Origin of the sequence: Synechococcus sp. 65AY6A5, assembly GCF_002760415.1 — a bacterium.
Taxonomy (GTDB): domain Bacteria; phylum Cyanobacteriota; class Cyanobacteriia; order Thermostichales; family Thermostichaceae; genus Thermostichus.
The window spans coordinates 1,354,552-1,372,086 of record NZ_AXUW01000001.1 but is presented as its reverse complement, the minus strand read 5'-3'; the positions used below and the strand labels follow the sequence as shown (position 1 = coordinate 1,372,086).

The window sequence follows — 17,535 nt, the reverse complement described above, 5'->3', positions numbered from 1 at the left end:
GGATCCGCCCAAGAGGATCCCCTAAGCGCAATACCCAACCATGAGCGAGGCGGTGAGATGTACACACCAGAGATCAACTTTCTGAAAGAAAGACCGGAGGTTCCCACCACAGTTCAGACAGGGGGAGTGGTGGCTGGCCCGGAAACTGCCGCCGGAGCTGAGAGCTGGGCTTTGGCCATTGGTCTGGGGGTTGCCGTGGCTGCTGTGGCCATGGGGGCTTTCTTGTATTTCCAAGACAGCTTTTCCCGTCAGCGGAATACTCTGAGGGCAGAGCGAACCCGCCTCGACGGTGAACTCAGCACAGCCAATGCCGAGTTGACCCGACTCCAGGGCCTCAGCCAAGAACTGCAAACCATTCGCACCCAGACGGAAGGGTTTCGCTCTTTTCTCGGATCCGTCCAGCCCTGGTCGGCCATTCTAGAAGAACTGCGGCGCAGGATCCCTGGGCAAGGGGTATGGATAACCAACATCAGCGCCTCTGGCGATACTGTGAACATCCAAGGCGGGGCGCTGGATTTTCCCTTGGTGAACGACTTTTTGCTCACTCTGCTGGATTCCAACTTCGTAACCAGTGCCGTTCTCAACAGTGCCTCTCGAGTGGAGGGCACCCCTGAAACTGAACCCAGCGTCACCTACGGCCTAACGGTTACTATTCGAACCATAGGGGATCCCGACCCGGAGTTGACCCGCGAGCTGGAGCAGCGGGGAGCGATAGGCTTGGTGGAAAAGATCCGCATTTTGCGTCAAGTGGAGGGGAACTGATGACCGGCTCGGTGGAAAGTTTTCACGACGAACAACTGGTGGCACCTCCGGCAGGGCCGCCGGTATTGTTGGGGGTCGAGCTGACCCCTATTCGCATTGGCCTGTTGATCGGGATCCTGGGCCTGGGCGCGGCGAGCTTTTTGGCCTTCACCCAACTCCGTCCTCTGATTAGAGAGGTGCAAGCCTTAGAAAGAGAGGTAGCCCAAAAAACCAGCCAGTTGCAGGAGGTACAGGGCCAGATTGCCGGCTTACAGGATCTGCCCAACCAAATCGAGAGGGCTCGCGTGCAGCAGCAACAGATCAGCGCCTTGCTCGCCACCCCCGAGAATGCCGACACGCAACTGATCGATCTCAACCGACTGGTGCGGGGACAACCCAATGCTCAGTTGCTCAGTTTCAGCCCTTCCCCTCTGACGCCAGCTTCCTCGAACAACCCAGAAGTGCCTGCCATCATCGCCCCAGCCATCCAACTGCAGACAACCCGCGTCACCCTGCGGGGTCCCTACACCGACATCATCAACCTCATGAGAGACATCGAGCGTTTTCGCGCTCTGTTCCGGGTGAGCAACATCTCTCTCAACCCTGGCCAAGGCACAGAGAACCTAGACGCCGCTTTCGATCTGGTTGCTTACTACTACAACAAAGGCGTTCCTCTCGGCACTGCTCCTGCACCTGAAGGGCAAACACCTCCTGAGGGAGGACAGCCAACACCCAGCCAGTAGCCCGGCTTGGCAAGGCCAATCTGTAGCCAATCTATACACTGCGTTTGAGTGTCGCTTCCCCACGGGATCCCACCTGAAGAGACTCGCTACTGGGATTGGAGGGGACGGGCGGGAAATGGGAACCATTGGGGAAAAGCACAGATAGTGTTGCCTATCGAAAAATTTCCCCTAAAGCGGCTGCAGGTAGTGGCAAAGCCGAAAATTTCGGCTTTGATTAGGGAAGCACTGGGTGAACCCGTGCTGAAGTAAAGCAGAAACACGCTTGGCTAACGGAGTGAGGTGTGAGGATGATGAACCGTCGAGTCGCCTGGGGATGTGCATTGAGCTTGATCCTTTCACTGCCCCTGTTGGCTGTGGAAAGCCAGCTCGATGAAGCCGCCGCCCAGCAGTTGACCTCCGCCAATCCACAAAGCCTCAGCCGCATTACCGATATCCGCCTGGTGCCCCACGGCAACCGCATGAAGCTGGAGATCAACACCGCAGGGGGCGCCCGTCCACAGGTGTTCTTTACCCAGCAGGGCCAATCTTGGATTGGGGATATCACCAATGCCCAACTGGATGGAGGTCAAGGTCGCTATCGTCAGGAGTCTCCCCTGCCGGGAGTGCGCTTCATCGAGGCCAAGCAAATGGGCAATGACAGCGTGCGGATAGAAATTGCCGGCGTTGCGGCAGCTCCCCAGGGCTTGCTGGCCCAGCGTAGCCCAACGCAGTTGGTCTTCGAGTTTGAGGGCTTGCCCTCTGCCCTGCCAGCTCCTGTAGCTGCAGCGCCCAGCCAAGAAGTAGTGCCCAATCAACCAGCCTCGCCAACTCGAGCTCAGCCTGGTGCCCCACCGGCAACCCCTGCCTCTTCTCCGGCTGCTCAAAACTCTCCTTCTCCCCGCGTGGCAGCTGCTACTCCTCAGCCTCTTGCCCAAAACTCCCCCTCTTCCCCGCCAGCTCAGACAGCTCCTACTCCTCAGCCAGCTTCTCCTAGGCCGGTCATTTCTCAGGTGCCCTCCGTGGGCCAGCTTAACCAACCGCAATTGCCGCCAGGAAGCTTGCCCACTGGATCCCCCTTCCAGGGGAGAGCTGTGGCTCCTCCTGCTGGCGATATTGCCGTTGGCACAATCCTGCCTGATCCACCTACAGTGGATCTCGGATCCAATGCCAGGATTAGCTTGACCTTGAAAGATGCTCCTGTGGGCGATGTGCTGAGCTTGTTGGTGCGGCGAGCAGGGTTGAATGTGGTGCTCAACGACGTCCCACCCGATCTAACCATCTCTCTGGACGTGCAAGACTCGCCCTTACAGGAGACATTCAACTTTATCTTGCGGCTAAAACAGTTGCAGGCCCAGCGAAGGGGCCAAACCGTATTTGTTGGACAAAACCTGCCAGGGGTGACTGAGATCCTGGTGCGCAATTACCGCGTGAATCAGGCAGTCGCCACCGATTTGGCCAGTCGGCTGGAAGAAGTTTTGAACGCCGTTGCTCCCGGTGCCCAATTCGTTGTGGACGAGCGCACCAACTCCATTACGGTGATCGGCAACTCGCGGCAGCAGGACATCGCGGCTGCTCAGATTGCCCAATTGGATGTGCGTCGGCGACAGGTTTTGATTTCCCTGAGAGCAGTTGATATTCGCTTGAACAAAAACGAAAGCTTATCAGTTAACTTGGGAGGGGCATCTGGCAACTTTGCCCTTGGAACCTTGGGAGACGCCAATTTTGGTGGTCAACCGCTCAATCAACCTGCGGGATCCTCGGTAAGCTCTATCGGCCCTGCAGGCCCATCAGGATCCATCACGGGAATATTTAACACTCTCAACCGGCTGCAGCAGTCTTTGGCTCTAAGAGTGCAGTCTGCAATACAAAATGGAACTGGAAAAATTCTAACTGACCCCAAAGTTGTGGTGGCAGATGGCGGATCCAGTCGAATTAGCATTGCAACCAGCGTGCCTGTTAACGTTGAAACCATCACCATACCCCAGGGCGAAAACCAGCCTCCAGTTGTTACTCAGCGTTTGCAGCGAGAGGATGCTGGGGTTATCCTTGACGTCTCAGAAGTTAGGATAGATGACAATGGGTTTGTTACCCTGACCATTCAGCCGGAAATTTCTATTCCTGTACCCATTCAAGTATTGGAAGGCGGAGACTTTGCAGGCATTCAACTTTTTAACATCGACAGAAGGCGGCTGGAAGCATCTCAGCTCAGGTTAAGAGATGGGCAAACCTTTATTATTGCTGGCCTCATTCAAGACAGAGACACTGTTGACGTTCAAAAAGTGCCTTTCCTAGGCGACTTGCCTCTTTTGGGTGCTTTGTTCCGATCTCAGAGTGTGAATAACGAGCGCAATGAGGTGGTCTTCATGCTAACGCCCTACATTATGGATGATAATGTTGCTTTTGGTCTTCCTCCCAATCCGTAAAATTCCCAATCCGTAAAATAGGGTTATGCCGAACTGCCAAGTTTCGTGATATCCTCCCAACACTGATACTACAGGCACAGCGCAGGACCCATAGCTCCCCACACCCCTCATGAGTTAACTCTCGACAGTCCTGAGTTACTGGCTGCATTAGCTTCGGGATCCGTTGAGTTGCATTCAGCAGCTAATGGCTTCTTCAAGTGGCCTGGGATCCACCTCGGGCAACAAGCGCCAACTCCACCTGATTTTCTTGGGGCTGCCCCAGTTGCACCTCCACATCTCGGCCAAAGAAGCCTTGCATTTTTTTCTGGTAGCTTTCCTGCCATTGTTGGAAGGGAACCTTGGGGGAATCGAACAGAAGCACTAAGGTGTACCGGCCATCTCGCAGCTCTTCTCTGTACCCTCTCACCTTGGGCAGATCTGCTTCCAGAGGGCCGCGCAGACCCAGAAACTCCAGGGCATCTTCCAGGTGGGCATTAGCCCCGTAGCTATATTTGGTGATATCGGCGCGGACTTGCTTTTGAATTTCCGTGGCCTGCTGGGCGCGGGCTTGGATCACCTCGAGAGAAGGGGCAGCCAGGGCAGGTACCGGCTTGAGTTCCACTACCTTCATGGTTATCCCTCCCAACAGCAAGGGGATCCCGGCAAACAGGCCGATGAGATTGAGGGTGGGATCGTTGTAGTGGGCAAAGCCCCAAGCCGTGGCGGCAACGCCGGCCAGCAACACGAGAGTGCTCAGGGGGAAGGGCAGTTTTTCAAACATACAGGAGAGGAAGAAAGGCCACCTGAAAACCCAGGCTAGCAGGAAAAGCGCCAGCGGTGGACTTAGCCTCCATTGGGATGGATAATCACAAAATGCCCACCTGGTGTGTTGAGGAGTGGTCTGTGGTTCTGTCCAATCTGTCCAAAACCTCTCGTTGCTTGCGCTCGCTGGATCGCAAAGCCCAGGAGCGAGCACCTCTATTTGAGGCCATCCGCCACTATTGCAGCTTGGATAAGGCTCCTTTTCACACGCCAGGCCACAAACAGGGACGTGGGATCGCTGCCGATCTGCGAGCCTTTCTGGGAGAGAACGTCTTCCGGGCGGATCTGACGGAGCTGCCGGAGGTGGACAACCTCCACGATCCCGATGGCGTGATCCGAGAGGCCCAGGAGCTGGCTGCAGCGGCCTACGGCGCCGATCGCAGTTGGTTTTTGGTCAACGGCTCCACCTGTGGCGTAGAAACCCTGGTGATGGCGGTGTGCGACCCAGGGGACAAGATCCTACTACCGCGCAACTGTCACAAGTCGGCCATCGCCGGCGTAATCCTCTCTGGGGCCGTGCCCGTCTACATTGAGCCAGATTTTGACTTGGAGCTGGGCATCGCCCACGGCATCACCCCAGCTGGCTTGGAGCGGGCCCTAGCAGAACACCCCGACGCCAAGGGCGTGTTGGTGGTCAGCCCCACCTACTATGGGGTTTGCTGCGACTTAGAAGCGCTGGCAGCCATTGCCCATGCCCACAACCTGCCTCTGCTAGTGGACGAAGCCCACGGGCCCCACTTTGGCTTTCACCCAGAACTGCCCCTCTCCGCCTTGGAAGCCGGGGCTGACCTGGTGGTGCAGTCCACCCATAAAGTCATCTCCGGCATGACCCAGGCGTCGATGCTGCACCTCAAGGGATCCCGAGTCGATCCCAACCGAGTCCGCAACATCCTGCAGCTGCTGCAGTCCACCAGCCCTAACTACGTGCTCATGATGTCGCTGGACGTGGCGCGGCGGCAGATGGCCCTGGAAGGGGAAGTTCTCCTGGGCCAAGCCCTGGCTTTGGCGGATCAGGCCCGCGCCCGCCTCAACCGTATTTCCGGGATCTTCTGTTTTGGCCCGGAACGCATTGGCTCCACTCCCGGCTTTTTCGATTTGGATCGCACCCGCTTGACCGTGACGGTGTCGGGGCTGGGCCTTTTTGGCTTCGACGCCCATGACTGGGTCAACGAGCACTTCCACGTGCAGCCGGAGATGTCTACCCTGCACAACGTGGTCTTTATTGTTAGCCTCGGCAATACCCAGCGGGATATTGACCGGCTGGTGGAGAGCGTGGCCGCCTTGTCGGAGCAGGCGCAGGGATCCCAGCCCTCGCTGGCGCTGGCCGAGAAACTGCGGCGCCTGGCCCAGTTAAAACGCCCTCCCCTGCCGCCGCAACGGCTCTCGCCGCGACAGGCCTTCTTCGCCCCCATCGAGCGGATCCCCTTCCAGGAGGCTGTGGGCCATATCTGTGCCGAGATCATCTCCCCCTACCCCCCTGGGATCCCAATCCTGGTGCCCGGCGAAGAAGTGACCCAGGAAGCGGTGGACTATCTGCTGTTGGTGCACGAGGCAGGCGGCTTTATCAACGGCCCCGAAGATGTGCGGCTGCAGACCCTCAAGGTCGTCAAAACCTAGCTCCTCAAGTGCCCGGCTGCGCCGTCTGAGCAGGGGGCAGGGAAGGCAGGGGGTTGGGAGAGCTGCGGCGGTGGCGGACGACCTTCACCCGATCCACCCGCGGCCCTTCCATGCGCACCACCTGGAACTCCATGTCTTGGTAGGTAAACTTTTCCCCCACGCGCGGGATCTTCTGCAGGTGGTAGATCAAAAAGCCCCCCAGGGTCTGGTAGTCCTCGTGGAGGGGCAAGTTGAGGTGGCAGCGCTCGTTGACCTCTTCAATGTCCAACTGGGCCTGGATGAGGAGGGTATTTTCGTCCAGCTCCTGAATATCCGGCTCCTTCGCCTTGGGATCTGGGCCATCGGAGAGCTTGCCGACGATCTCCTCCACCAGGTCTTGGATGGTGATCAGGCCCGCCGTGCCACCGAACTCATCCACCACCACCACCATCGGCCAGTGGTGCTGCCGCATCTCCGGCAACAGTTCGGCAATCGGCTTGTTCTCCGGCTCAAAGTGGGCCTCGCGGATAAAGGGGGTGATAGGGCTATGCAAATCCAGGGATCCCTTGGCCAGCTCGCCAATGAGCTCCTTGACGTGAATCAGCCCCCGGATGTCGTCCAAAGACTCGCCATAGACCGGGTAGCGGGAATGCCCCGATTCGGCCACCTCGGCCAGCACCTCTTGCACCGTGGCCGTCTCCGGCACCGCATCGATGCTGGTGCGCGGGATCATCACCTCGCTGGCCACTGTCTCGCCAAACTCAAAGATGTTGCTCAACAGCTCCCGCTCCTCCGCCTCGATGTTGCCCGACTCCACCGACGAGGCAATCAGCAGTTGCAGCTCCTCCACTGTCATGGTGCTGTAAAAAGAAGTGGCCTCCGGGATGCGGACGCCAAAAAGCTGCAACAAGCAGCGGGAGGAGAACCGGAGCAGCTCCACGAAAGGGTGCAAAAAGCGGCTCACCAAGCGGTTAAGCCAGGCCAGTTGCAGCGCAATCGGCTCCGAGTAGAGAATGGCCAGAGTTTTCGGGATCAGCTCTCCCACCACAATTTGGAAATAGGTGAGCAGCGAAAACACCACCACCACTGCCACTCCCCGGATAAGGGCGGGATCCACATTCTGAAGCCAAGCCAACTGCCTCAAGGCCAAAAACAGCGTCGGCGCAACCTGGGTGGCCCCGATCCAGCCCAACAGGACGCTGGCTAGGGTGATGCCCAATTGGGCGGTGGAGAGGGCATACTCCAACTGTTCCTGGGCCTTTTGCACAATCCCCGCCTGGCGGTTCCCTTCGCTGGCCAGCTGCACCATGCGGGAGCGCCGCGCCGACACCAAGGAAAACTCCACCGCCACAAAAAAAGCGTTGATGAGGAGAAGGGCGATAACCCAGAGGAGACTGAGAGACGCCTCTCCCCAAGAGAACTCAGGGCTGGGGGCCGAGGCTAAAGGAGGGTCGTCCATCAGGGGGAGCAGCAAGACGGATAGAGAGCATTTTAGCCCAGACCGACTCGACCACCTGCCCCTGGCCAGCAGTTAAACTGGCCTCAGCCATCGGGCGGCTATTATGCGAACACCTTCCCCCTGCCCAAATGAACGGGATCCCCAGCTTTTGCAGTTCTCAAGATTGCTACTTTTTCATCAAGCATTCATCAAGCAGTGGCAACTACCGCTTTTTCCGGCAACGCTTACCCCAGTTCGTGCAGTCATCGATATCGACAACATCGCCGCTAGTGGCGTCGATCTTGACTTCAACATCGTTGGTGAATTTTACTTCCCAAACTAAGCGCCCATCTTCGCGCTCCAACTCAACTTCTTTGATCACAGCATTGGGAACAGCAGATCGAGCAATCTGAATCGCTTCTTCAATGCGGACGGCTGGAGCAGGAGATTGAGCAAAAGCTGCCTCTGTGCTTTCGCCTACCCCTAGCATCGGGCTGCTGAGGGGCAAAACGCCCAGCAAAAGCAAGGAAGCAACAGAAGGTTTTGAAAGCTTCATTTCCAACTGTTTGAGTAACCACATTCTTACCCTACCACCCTCGGGGTGAAAGAAGCCTTGCCAAAAAGAGCATTGTTGCCTTCGCAAGGGGAGTGGGCTCCTTGCGTCATAGGGTGTAGTTCGTCAGCCCCTCGTAGATTAGAAGCTATTTGCCGCCGCAGCCCTCGCAGAAATGGACTGGCTAAAAAACCCTGCGGTGCATATATCTTCCCGAGTGCTGCCGGCGCTGCCTCCATCGGTGATAATATTCCTACTCTTACATCTTTCCCCACCGCAGTAGGTGCCGACCATGCCCGATTTTCTGCCCTACGCCTACTTTCAGGGCCAGATCGTCCCCTTTGCCGAGGCGAAGATCTCCATTGCCACCCATGCTCTGCACTACGGGACGGCAGCGTTTGGCGGCCTGCGCGGGATCCCCGATCCGCAAAACCCAGATCAGGTGCTGGTGTTTCGCCTGGATCGCCACTGCCGACGGCTGAGTCAGAGTGCTCGCCTGCTCTGCTTCGATCTGCCCGCCGAGAAGATCGAGCAGGTCATTGTGGAGCTGATCCGGAAAAATCGCCCTTCCACCTCTTTCTATATCCGCCCCCTGGTGTACACCTCCGACCTGGGCATTTCGCCGCGGCTGCACAATATCGAGAAAGACTTTTTCGTGTACGGCTTGGAATTGGGAGACTACCTCTCGCCGGAGGGAGTCACCTGCCGCATCAGCTCCTGGGCCCGCCAAGAGGATCGCAGCCTACCGCTGCGGGGCAAGATCACTGGTGCCTACATTACCTCCTCCCTGGCCAAGACCGAGGCAGTACAGTCTGGCTTCGACGAAGCTATCTTAATCAGCTCCCAGGGCAAAGTGAGCGAAGCCTCGGGCATGAACATCTTCATCGTGCGCAACGGCGTGCTGATTACCCCCAGCTTCGACCAGGACATCCTAGAAGGGATCACCCGCGACAGCGTCCTCACCCTGGCCCGTGATCTGGGGATCCCTACCCAAGAACGGCCTGTCGATAAGTCGGAGCTGTTGATTGCCGATGAAGCTTTCCTGACTGGCACTGCCGCCAAGATCACCCCCATTCGCCAGATCGAGCAGTACGTCTTGCCTTCCTCCCGCCCCATCACCGAGCAGTTGCGGCAGAAGCTGACGGCAATTACCGAAAATCGGGATCCCGCCTATGCCCATTGGGTGAAGGTGATCCCTCTGAAAGAAAGCTAGTCCCTAGTCGAGGGGAGAAGCGTCATTATTAAACTGAGCACTCTAGATGGGTAGAGGGGGATCCCTTGCACGAAATTTCCATTACCTGGGCCGACTACCACCGCAAAATCGAGGAGTTGGCCGTCAAAGTCTACGAAAGCGGGTGGGAATTTAACCAAATCGTCTGTATTGCCAAGGGGGGGCTGCGCATTGGCGATACCCTGGCCCGTCTTTTCGACCTGCCCCTGGCTATTCTCTCAGCCTCTTCCTACTCTGGGCCCGGTAACCGCCAGCGGGGGCAACTGACCTTCTCGCGGGATCTAGCCATGACCACCGCCAACCTGGGCAGCCACGTGCTGTTGGTGGACGATCTGGCAGACTCTGGCATGACCCTAAAGCGCTCTGTCCACTGGCTCAAGCACCACTACGGCTTCTACATCGAGGAAATCCGCACCGGCGTGCTCTGGTACAAAGCAGCTTCCATCTATCAGCCGGATTACTATGTGGACTACTTGCCGGATAACCCTTGGATCCACCAGCCCTTTGAGCCCTACGAGCAGATGACGCCCCAGCAGCTAATGGAGTCCCTGCGCTCTTTGGGTTAAACTGCAAATCTAACTCCTGAGTAAGCTTTTAGATCGACAAGCGGCTCAATACACCGTATTCCGGTTGCTGAAGTTGCACCCCTACTTAGTTGCAACTACATTTAGGCTAACTGGTTCCCCGAGAAAGACCATATCGCTGCAATCATTGAACAGCCCAAATCTGTCCACCTTTCGAATAACCCTGAAACCTACCTGAGCAAGTAAAGCAAATAAGTATTCCCACGAGAAGCCAACTTTATGGTAGTTTTGCTCATCTACTTGGTCACCAAACATCATACGCATAATGCGAAACCTCTGCTCTAAAGAAACTTCATCCTTCAGATAAAGACGGCAGAGAGTAGGCATATCTGGGACACTGATCATCAACTGGCCCCCAAAGCGCAAAACCCGGTGCCACTCTTTGAGAGCAGTAGGTAGTTCACGTGTGTAGTTAAAGCGCTGCAGAATATAGGGAGCGTAGATGGCTTCTATAGAGTTATCTTCAAATTGACTGAGATCAATGGCGCTTCCAACATAATCCACATGGTCTCCTACCTGACTATCTAGAATCTTCCAGTCTGGATGAGGCTGTTTACCTCCAATATGAAGACGAATAGACTCAGCGGGCTTGGGCTCAGCTTGGCAATCTTCTAGAGGAGGAATAGATTGAATAAGTTGATGCTCATAAGCTAGCTCGAAGAAAACTCTCTCCATAGCTTTAGCCAACCGCTTTGGATCCCATACTATTGATCTGTAATATGAATCTCGAATAGTTTGCTTAGCTTTAGCCAAGCGTTCTGGATTATTGCCTAGCTGGATCCCACGCTCAATAAACTCCTCCACCGACCAGGTGATGCAATCCTCGAGGCCAACATTTTTCAGCAGGCTGTAACTCATTCGGCCATAGTAATGCCTGCCCACTAGGGTAAGGACTGGCACACCCATATAGAGAGCTTCCATGGTGTGGGTTGCACCTGTGTAGGGGAAGGTATCCAGAACGAGATCCACTAAGGCTAGTTGGCCACGATGCTCTTCCACACTGCTGGCTCGAGCAAGAAATCGGACGCGATCGAGAACGCCCAGCTCTTTGGCTCTTTCCTGGTAGTGTCTAATAACCGTAGCAATTTCTCCTGATCCTTTGACAATCAAAACTCCGTTGGGAACGGCCTTTAAGATTTGCAGGTGAGCGTCGATACATTTGGGAGTGCGTTTGTAAGCACTAGCTGCGGTTAGGAAAACAACATTTTTCGGCTCTATTCTCAGACCAGTCTTAAAGTCTACCTCGTTGGCAGCACAGACGTCCAGATGATCAACAGCACAGTAGCTGGGCAAGCGAATAATTCTTTCATGGTAGTCAGCTTGGGCCTCCTCAGGAAGGATATGGGGATCGGCAAAGAAGTAGTCAAATTCCGGCAAACCGACAGCATCTCCGCCAAGCCAACCAATTTGGATAGGAGCGGCCCGCAAAGCTGCTACGATGCTGGCATCGTGACTGGTAAGGGAGTCCATAAAAACCATGATATCGATGCGATCCTCACGCGCTTGGGCAGCTACTTGAGGCGGCTTGGTTTCTTCTGGAAAAAAGCGAAAATGGAGATTTTCGTGAGAGCGAAATTTTTGGTACATGTTGTCATGACTGGCCATATCTTCATTTTTCCACCCCTGGTAGTAGTAGTAGACAACGTCCAGAAGATCGCGAGATAGGCTCCTGAGAGTAGCCTCGCTGAGAAAGCCAACCGAATGTCGCTGAAAGCAGTTACCCAGAAAGCCTACCCTCAGCTTTCGCTTAGTTCTGCCAGATCCGCAGTAGTCTTGCTGATTCTTCTGCCAATATTCCGACCAAAGAAAGTCTCGCTGAGAAGCCATTAAGCTTAGGCAGTCGTTAAAGATTCTACCACCAATTTGTTGGTAATGACGAATCAGAGAGCGATCATCAGTTAGATAACTCCAACAAAAGCAAACTCGAAACAGAATGGCTTTAGCAATCGTTAGACTCTCGAGTAGATTTTCATCGTTAATTCTTAGTGATCCTAAGTCGGCTTCCCTCGATAAAATTAAGTCTATAATTTTCTGGATAACAAAGTTTACCCGTTCCAGCTGTGCAGCATGGATCAATTTCTCCATGGATTCTGACAGAAGAGATAGGCGAAGAGTAAAGTTCTCTTGCACCTGTGAGCTCTCGGCCGCCGTGATGAGAGCTTCTCCTAAAATGGAATAGCCATCACTGGTAGAGTTCCGGAAGAAGGCGCGGGCTGCCCTCTGAAAAAAGTCACCGATTAAGTCCTCTATCGTCCACAAACCTTCATAGCGCTTCGCCTGCTCGGGATCCACCGCATTGGCTAGCTGGGCCAGCAAAGCAGCAAATCCGGATTTCTGGTCCTCCAAAAGACGAGCTTGTAAAGCTGTGGCCACCTCGAAGAACAGATCCAGGTAGCCGTCATCCCATAGCCGAGTGAGAAGTTGAGTCAGGAGGGGCTCCTGGGTAATGTCTAGGGTCTGCTCTTCTCCCAAACTGGCCAATTGCTCCGCCAAAGCCTGCCCGTAAAAGCCCACGGCCAGCTCGTCTTGAGCTTGCAGGGATCGCAACAGTAGAACCTGGGTGTTGTCCCGCCGGGATGGATCCAGCTCAAAAGCCAGCTCGCGCAGCTTCAGGCAAACCTGGAAACGTTGTTGCTGCGAATCTTCAGTGGAGCTTTTTTCCAGGCTTTCTGCCAAGGATAGCAACACCTCTACCACCTTCTCCGCCGGTAGGATTCCTGCTTCTACCAAAGGTGTGTAGAGCTGGTAGGCAAGGTTCAGCCGGTTGGCAACCAAGGCCTGCTCCAGCGCCGATAGGGTGATTGCCTCTGGCTCAGAGGGAGAAGCCGACTCATCAGCCAATGAAGATGAGGGGAGGTCACAGAAGCCCCGCAAAAACTCCCGCCAACCCTTTGCGTCTTGCTCTCGGTAGAAAGCCACCAGCCACTCTGCAAAGGCATTGGGAGCCTGCTGAAGCAGTTGCCTAGCTTCCAGGATCTGGGCTTGCAGTGTAGGGTTCATGGGTGGGAAGGAGAGCACTAGTCCTAGTTTGCCCCGCTGCAGCCAGCTCAGCTAGACCACCGGTTTTTGGGCTGCCCCTAGCAGAGATCCGCAATTGCACTCCGTGGGAGGGGACTGTTATGAACTGCCCGCCAGCGGGGTAAGTTAATAGCGGCAGGTAACCTGCACGGTTAACTCTCTAGGTTGTCAAAGGATCGAGTACCATGAGTGCGAAGTCTCGTCAGTCTCTGTTGCGGGCCAAGCTGGCTCAGCAAATTCTCTCCAAAGCCAAGGGCTTCACCCTGATTGAGCTGTTGGTGGTGATTGTAATCGTCGGTATTCTATCGGCGGTGGCGATCCCGCAGTTCTTAAACCAAGTGCGCCGCTCCCGTACGGCTGAAGCCCAGGCAGCTCTTACTGCGGTAGGTCGTGCTTCTGAAGTCTATCGGCTGGACTTCTCCCAGTATCCTAGTGACTACACTACGATTCAGTACGGCTGCCCCACAAGCTACTGCGGCAGTAAGAAGGATAAATACATGAATGACCCGTGGAGCGCTCCCAACTACGAGACACCAGTGGCCACCGAGATTTCTTCTGTTTCGCCTCAGGGAATGCGCTGGGACACCACAGCAAACAACAATAAGTACATCAACGCTTCTGGCAACAAAATTCAATGCTCGATTGGGCTGGGATCAAAGGAAACAGTTGTGGCTACTGCGGCTACCTTTGTTGGTAAGAGCTGCAACGTCTTTGACTAGTTTCTATCTCTACTTTATGTACTCCGTGGCTCCCTGTGGGGAGCTTTTTTATTTCAGTTGCTCCAGTCTCCCTCAAGAGTAGGCAAGGGCTCTAGGCTAAACCAGTGAACTAGAGCGAGGACAGTAACTGTGATGGGTAGGAGATGCGAGTAAGAATACCCTTTTCGATGAGGCTCTGGTTGATTGCAGGATTGTCATAAAGTACGAACTCTTGATAGAGGGTTGCCATGCAAGCCATATCTCCTGAGCAGTAGGCATCCCGTGAGGCCAAGTGAAAGGGAACCCGAATAGGATTAGACTTTGAGCGCCACCAGTAGTCGGGAAAGTTTCCCAGTTGAGCATACTTTTTATAGTAGTTTTGAAAGCCGCAGTTTAAGTAGTGCAAAATAGAGGGGAATGATGTTACCAAGGTATGACATTCTGGAATATCAAAGCTATGTACGCTGTTAGGCAGAAGAGAGGGATAGATCCGAGCTGCTGACTTTCCATTCTGGTAAGCCAAAAAGTATTGACTCTTACTAGAGATCTTCTGAAACTGGGTATAGAATCCGGGATCCAAAATAGCAGGGTTTCTCTTAAATAAAGTGACCTCGCGGAAGTAGTCTTCGATCTCAAACGCTTCGGGAGCTGCTTCGTGGTTTAGGAACGTAACCTGGAATATATCGTCGCTTACTTGATCAAACCAATCCAAAGCCATCATCTGGCCAGGATAAAAAAGCTCATCTCCATCAATATGAAGAATCCAGTCCATGCCCTGATCCAGGGCAAGTTGTATAGCAGTTTCTACGTTAAGGATCTGACGAGCCATGACCTCATAGCCAACATGAGGGCCATATTTTGGGTAGAGAACATTCCCCAATGCTTGTTGAACTTGCAAAGCTTCATCGTTGGGAATAGCCGTTACATCGGAAAACTGAAGTGCTACCTGAATAGCGGGATCCTCTGGATCGTCAAAGAAGATATAAATATGGGCAATTCCAAGGGCAAGGTGATAGCGAATGAACGACTCCAAGCACACGCCTGGATCCCGAACAGTGGTAATTATGCAAACTCTGGCCATGGTGGAGCTGCAAGCCTTTAGGTGAATTGCTTGGCTCCTAGCCAAGTATTGATAGTAAAGCGGCTATCGGCAAAGGCTTGGCTAGGGCTAAATACCGGCAGGATTTCATGTAGGCAACTGCTGGAGAAAAAGACGATGCTGTTGTTGGTCGGGATCACCTCGTCATAGGTTCCGTACAGGATTGGTGGGTGTGGCTTCTGCCTCTGCGTGTCATAGATACGCAGCTCACCTCCTCGGTAGGGCTTTGGTTCTCTGTGAAAGTAATATACACAACTCACTTGTCGAAAAGCGGTTTGCGGGTAGGAGTTATCAGCATGCATGGTAAAGTAGCAACCATCATGGCTAGCAACCATCTCCATTTCAAAGATTTGAATATCAAAATCTTCAATACCAAGCTTAACAAAGATATCGGGAGCCACTGCCGCAATTTTTTCTCTCAGCAGGGATCCATACTCTTGAAAATAAGCATAATCCAGACGTAAGGATCGCCGAAACTTCAGTGACTCAGCTTCGGTGTTGTTTTGGCTATAGCTTCTGGAGGGGATAAACTTATCTTGGTGAGCGATGGCATGCTCTAGAATTGCTTGGTTGACTTCAGCAGGTAGGAAGTTATCTAGCTTAACGTACCTGCAGGGATAAAACCGCGCTGGCTCCGGTGGATCCGGCTGAGCAAAGGTGAGGAACAGTGGACTGGTAGATAGCAATAATCCAGGGGCAGTTGCTTGGATGTAAGCCAGGTCTCGTTCGCTTAAGCCTTTGCGCTGGGGATCCCAAGTGAGGAGATGGATCCCTTGGCCTAGATTGGGCAAAACCTTCTGCAGATGAAAACTGGGATCTATCCCCATCAAATCTAGGTTGGCTTGGGCTATGGCTCCGTAGCGGCAATGGTTGACCAAGTATAGGGCTGAGTCGGCCAAGTAATCCCGCAGTAGCAAAGACTGAAGCAGACAGGTACGGTAGTCCGTGAGTTCAGTCCAGAAACAAACGCCAATCTGGGTCTCTGGGAAACATTGACCGAGATCTGCCAAAAGGGCAGGAATGGGGCCTTCTAGGAGTAGAACCCGTTCTTCTAATCCCAACTGAGAAATTTGGGTTTGGATATCTTCTGTGCTGATTGACTTTTCGGATGAGCTCTGTAGGGGATTCCGTAGAATCACTGCTAACTTTTCAGGATAGCGAAGCATTGCCTGCAAAACAGCTGCGGACTCTTCCCAGCCAATCTGGCAGAAGATTTGCTGGCTAGGAAGGCAGGCTAAAGCCCAATCTAGGAGCTGGGTGAGACTCTGAGCTTGCTCCAGTTCTAGGAGAAGATCCTGAGCAAGGTCTTGGCAATCCATGGGGAGGGATCCCTGACGTCTGCTCTAGCTTAATGTACCCGGATCCACCCCCAGTTCTCACAACTTTTAGGCCAGGCGCTTTTTAGGCCAGGCGCTCAGCCCTTTGCTGCTCCAGTTCAGCCTTGGCAGGCATCAGTTCCCCAGCGGCAGTGGCCCACAGAATCCAGGTGGCCTCCTACCCTCCCACTTCGCTGGGTACAGCCTCAAAACCTCGCTCGGCATGGGTGGTGGAGATGAGCAAGTCCATCTGGCACGTGTGCCGCCAGCTTTCCATGGGTATGCCATTGTCGTAGGAGAGCTCGTCTTGGGTAGGGGCCATCCAGGCAGGTAAACTGGATTCGGCTCTTGCAGACAGGGATCCATGAGGTTGCTTATAACCTATTCTCGGCTTATCGTTTTCCAGGGCAACAGAGATCCCTTGTTGTTGTGTCCAATCCTAGTAGCCTGTAGGATCTAGAAGAACCTGCCGCTCAACTTGGGGAGTCGAGAAATGCAAGACATCAAGGCCAATGCTCCGCGAATTCTCCTCAATTGGCCAACTCCGCCAGACTATATCCCGCCCCCGCAGCTTTCAGATCGGCAGGTCAGTCTTTGCCCCAAGAGGAGAGCCAAGGGCTTTGGACTAAACTTTGTCAATCTCTCTAAGGAATTGGTGGAGTGCCCAGAGGGAGACTATGACCTCTATGACTTTGTGCAGCAGTCTGAGCAAATTACAAATAAGGAGTTTGACCTAGTTGTTGTTTGGACTTCGAGCTTCGACTACAGCAATCCTCTTAATACCAAAAAGTTTGGCTGTCCAACTGTTTTACTGGCTGGAGACACCCACCACTGGGAGTTTCCCATCAACCATCTCTTGGCCTACTGGGCTACTGAAGGCTTTGATTACGTCGCTACTGCCTATAACTTCCAGCATTTGCACTGGTTTGCCGCAGCAGGCGCTGAGAATCTTGCCTGGTTGCCTCTTATCTCCATGCGCACTGTTACCCACGATTGGGTGGAAGATAGAGAAAATCAAGTGGTCTTTATCGGCCAACAGGGATCCCGCCATCCCAGGCGTTGCCGGCTGGTTCAAGCCATAAAGAATGCAGATTTGCCCATCCTCATCAAAACAGCCAACCGCCAAGAGGCAGCCAAATGGTTTGCCCATTCTCTGATTTCCTTTAACTGCAGCCAAAATGGGGATCTGAACTTAAGGAACCTGGAAGTGATTTCTGCAGGGGGCTTTCTGCTTACTGACCAGCTCTCCTTCGCCTCAGGATTGGACGAACTTTTGGCGCCCGGCACCTACTGCGACACCTACAACTCCGAAGCC

15 protein-coding genes are annotated in these 17,535 nt (G+C 54.2%); 8 read left to right on the top strand and 7 right to left on the bottom strand.

Going from position 1 to position 17,535, the window contains the following annotated elements; all coding sequences use genetic code 11:
- Positions 1–57 precede the first annotated feature (57 nt).
- The 3 genes from SYN65AY6A5_RS06530 to SYN65AY6A5_RS06520 all read left to right on the top strand — a co-directional run bounded on the left by SYN65AY6A5_RS06530 (position 58) and on the right by SYN65AY6A5_RS06520 (position 3,886).
- Positions 58–762 carry a PilN domain-containing protein gene (locus SYN65AY6A5_RS06530; RefSeq protein ID WP_011429876.1) on the top strand — a complete coding sequence of 235 codons (705 nt, stop codon included), beginning with the start codon at positions 58–60 and terminating at the stop codon, positions 760–762.
- Positions 762–1,484, top strand: coding sequence for a hypothetical protein (locus SYN65AY6A5_RS06525; protein ID WP_011429877.1), 723 nt, complete (start codon positions 762–764; stop codon positions 1,482–1,484). Before SYN65AY6A5_RS06530 ends, SYN65AY6A5_RS06525 begins: the two co-directional genes overlap by 1 nt.
- Positions 1,485–1,810: 326 nt before the next feature.
- Positions 1,811–3,886, top strand: a complete 2,076-nt coding sequence (locus SYN65AY6A5_RS06520; protein WP_240530482.1) for an AMIN domain-containing protein — start codon at positions 1,811–1,813, stop codon at positions 3,884–3,886.
- A gap of 193 nt (positions 3,887–4,079) precedes the next feature.
- Here SYN65AY6A5_RS06520 and SYN65AY6A5_RS06515 read toward each other — a convergent pair whose 3' ends face one another.
- On the bottom strand, positions 4,080–4,646 hold the full coding sequence (locus SYN65AY6A5_RS06515) for a DUF2854 domain-containing protein (protein WP_099812264.1): 567 nt from the start codon (positions 4,644–4,646) through the stop codon (positions 4,080–4,082).
- A gap of 122 nt (positions 4,647–4,768) precedes the next feature.
- On the opposite strand from SYN65AY6A5_RS06515, the gene SYN65AY6A5_RS06510 reads away from it, so the two are divergent.
- Entirely contained in the window at positions 4,769–6,304 is a 1,536-nt protein-coding gene (locus SYN65AY6A5_RS06510; RefSeq protein WP_099884547.1) for an aminotransferase class I/II-fold pyridoxal phosphate-dependent enzyme, read from the top strand.
- A gap of 4 nt (positions 6,305–6,308) precedes the next feature.
- Here the strand turns inward: SYN65AY6A5_RS06510 and SYN65AY6A5_RS06505 are convergent, their stop codons facing one another.
- Both SYN65AY6A5_RS06505 and SYN65AY6A5_RS06500 read right to left on the bottom strand, forming a co-directional pair.
- Positions 6,309–7,742, bottom strand: coding sequence for a hemolysin family protein (locus SYN65AY6A5_RS06505; protein ID WP_099884544.1), 1,434 nt, complete (start codon positions 7,740–7,742; stop codon positions 6,309–6,311).
- Between the two features lie 202 nt (positions 7,743–7,944).
- On the bottom strand, positions 7,945–8,364 hold the full coding sequence (locus SYN65AY6A5_RS06500) for a PepSY domain-containing protein (RefSeq protein ID WP_240527698.1): 420 nt from the start codon (positions 8,362–8,364) through the stop codon (positions 7,945–7,947).
- A 202-nt stretch (positions 8,365–8,566) separates the two neighbouring features.
- Here SYN65AY6A5_RS06500 and SYN65AY6A5_RS06495 point away from each other — a divergent pair, with 202 nt between their 5' ends.
- Both SYN65AY6A5_RS06495 and SYN65AY6A5_RS06490 read left to right on the top strand, forming a co-directional pair.
- Positions 8,567–9,487 (top strand): branched-chain amino acid transaminase, encoded by a 921-nt coding sequence (locus SYN65AY6A5_RS06495; protein WP_099884099.1) that lies wholly within the window; start codon positions 8,567–8,569, stop codon positions 9,485–9,487.
- Between the two features lie 65 nt (positions 9,488–9,552).
- A complete protein-coding gene (locus SYN65AY6A5_RS06490) occupies positions 9,553–10,071 on the top strand; it encodes a phosphoribosyltransferase domain-containing protein (RefSeq protein ID WP_099884097.1) in 519 nt (172 codons plus the stop codon).
- Between the two features lie 81 nt (positions 10,072–10,152).
- On the opposite strand, the gene SYN65AY6A5_RS06485 is transcribed toward SYN65AY6A5_RS06490, so the two are convergent.
- Entirely contained in the window at positions 10,153–13,089 is a 2,937-nt protein-coding gene (locus SYN65AY6A5_RS06485; protein WP_240530999.1) for a methyltransferase domain-containing protein, read from the bottom strand.
- Between the two features lie 203 nt (positions 13,090–13,292).
- Between SYN65AY6A5_RS06485 and SYN65AY6A5_RS06480 the strand changes: the two genes are divergently transcribed.
- The gene (locus tag SYN65AY6A5_RS06480) at positions 13,293–13,826 is read left to right on the top strand and encodes a prepilin-type N-terminal cleavage/methylation domain-containing protein (protein ID WP_099884095.1); all 534 of its coding nucleotides are present in this window, start codon (positions 13,293–13,295) and stop codon (positions 13,824–13,826) included.
- A gap of 109 nt (positions 13,827–13,935) precedes the next feature.
- On the opposite strand, the gene SYN65AY6A5_RS06475 is transcribed toward SYN65AY6A5_RS06480, so the two are convergent.
- The 3 genes from SYN65AY6A5_RS06475 to SYN65AY6A5_RS14385 form a co-directional block, all read right to left on the bottom strand.
- Positions 13,936–14,886 carry a glycosyltransferase family 2 protein gene (locus tag SYN65AY6A5_RS06475; RefSeq protein WP_099884093.1) on the bottom strand — a complete coding sequence of 317 codons (951 nt, stop codon included), beginning with the start codon at positions 14,884–14,886 and terminating at the stop codon, positions 13,936–13,938.
- Between the two features lie 17 nt (positions 14,887–14,903).
- Positions 14,904–16,223 carry a 2OG-Fe(II) oxygenase gene (locus tag SYN65AY6A5_RS06470; RefSeq protein ID WP_240530998.1) on the bottom strand — a complete coding sequence of 440 codons (1,320 nt, stop codon included), beginning with the start codon at positions 16,221–16,223 and terminating at the stop codon, positions 14,904–14,906.
- Between the two features lie 175 nt (positions 16,224–16,398).
- Positions 16,399–16,542, bottom strand: coding sequence for a hypothetical protein (locus SYN65AY6A5_RS14385; RefSeq protein ID WP_011432125.1), 144 nt, complete (start codon positions 16,540–16,542; stop codon positions 16,399–16,401).
- Positions 16,543–16,713: 171 nt separating this feature from the next.
- On the opposite strand from SYN65AY6A5_RS14385, the gene SYN65AY6A5_RS06460 reads away from it, so the two are divergent.
- The coding region (locus tag SYN65AY6A5_RS06460; protein ID WP_143597144.1) for a glycosyltransferase at positions 16,714–17,535 on the top strand (822 nt) is incomplete at its 3' end.

Coding starts and splice junctions, on each gene's coding strand:
- SYN65AY6A5_RS06530 (WP_011429876.1), top strand. CDS start 58: ATGTACACACCAGAGATCAACTTTCTGAAAGAAAGACCGGAGGTTCCC.
- SYN65AY6A5_RS06525 (WP_011429877.1), top strand. CDS start 762: ATGACCGGCTCGGTGGAAAGTTTTCACGACGAACAACTGGTGGCACCT.
- SYN65AY6A5_RS06515 (WP_099812264.1), bottom strand. CDS start 4,646: ATGTTTGAAAAACTGCCCTTCCCCCTGAGCACTCTCGTGTTGCTGGCC.
- SYN65AY6A5_RS06505 (WP_099884544.1), bottom strand. CDS start 7,742: ATGGACGACCCTCCTTTAGCCTCGGCCCCCAGCCCTGAGTTCTCTTGG.
- SYN65AY6A5_RS06495 (WP_099884099.1), top strand. CDS start 8,567: ATGCCCGATTTTCTGCCCTACGCCTACTTTCAGGGCCAGATCGTCCCC.
- SYN65AY6A5_RS06485 (WP_240530999.1), bottom strand. CDS start 13,089: ATGAACCCTACACTGCAAGCCCAGATCCTGGAAGCTAGGCAACTGCTT.
- SYN65AY6A5_RS06480 (WP_099884095.1), top strand. CDS start 13,293: ATGAGTGCGAAGTCTCGTCAGTCTCTGTTGCGGGCCAAGCTGGCTCAG.
- SYN65AY6A5_RS06475 (WP_099884093.1), bottom strand. CDS start 14,886: ATGGCCAGAGTTTGCATAATTACCACTGTTCGGGATCCAGGCGTGTGC.
- SYN65AY6A5_RS06470 (WP_240530998.1), bottom strand. CDS start 16,223: ATGGATTGCCAAGACCTTGCTCAGGATCTTCTCCTAGAACTGGAGCAA.
- SYN65AY6A5_RS14385 (WP_011432125.1), bottom strand. CDS start 16,542: ATGGCCCCTACCCAAGACGAGCTCTCCTACGACAATGGCATACCCATG.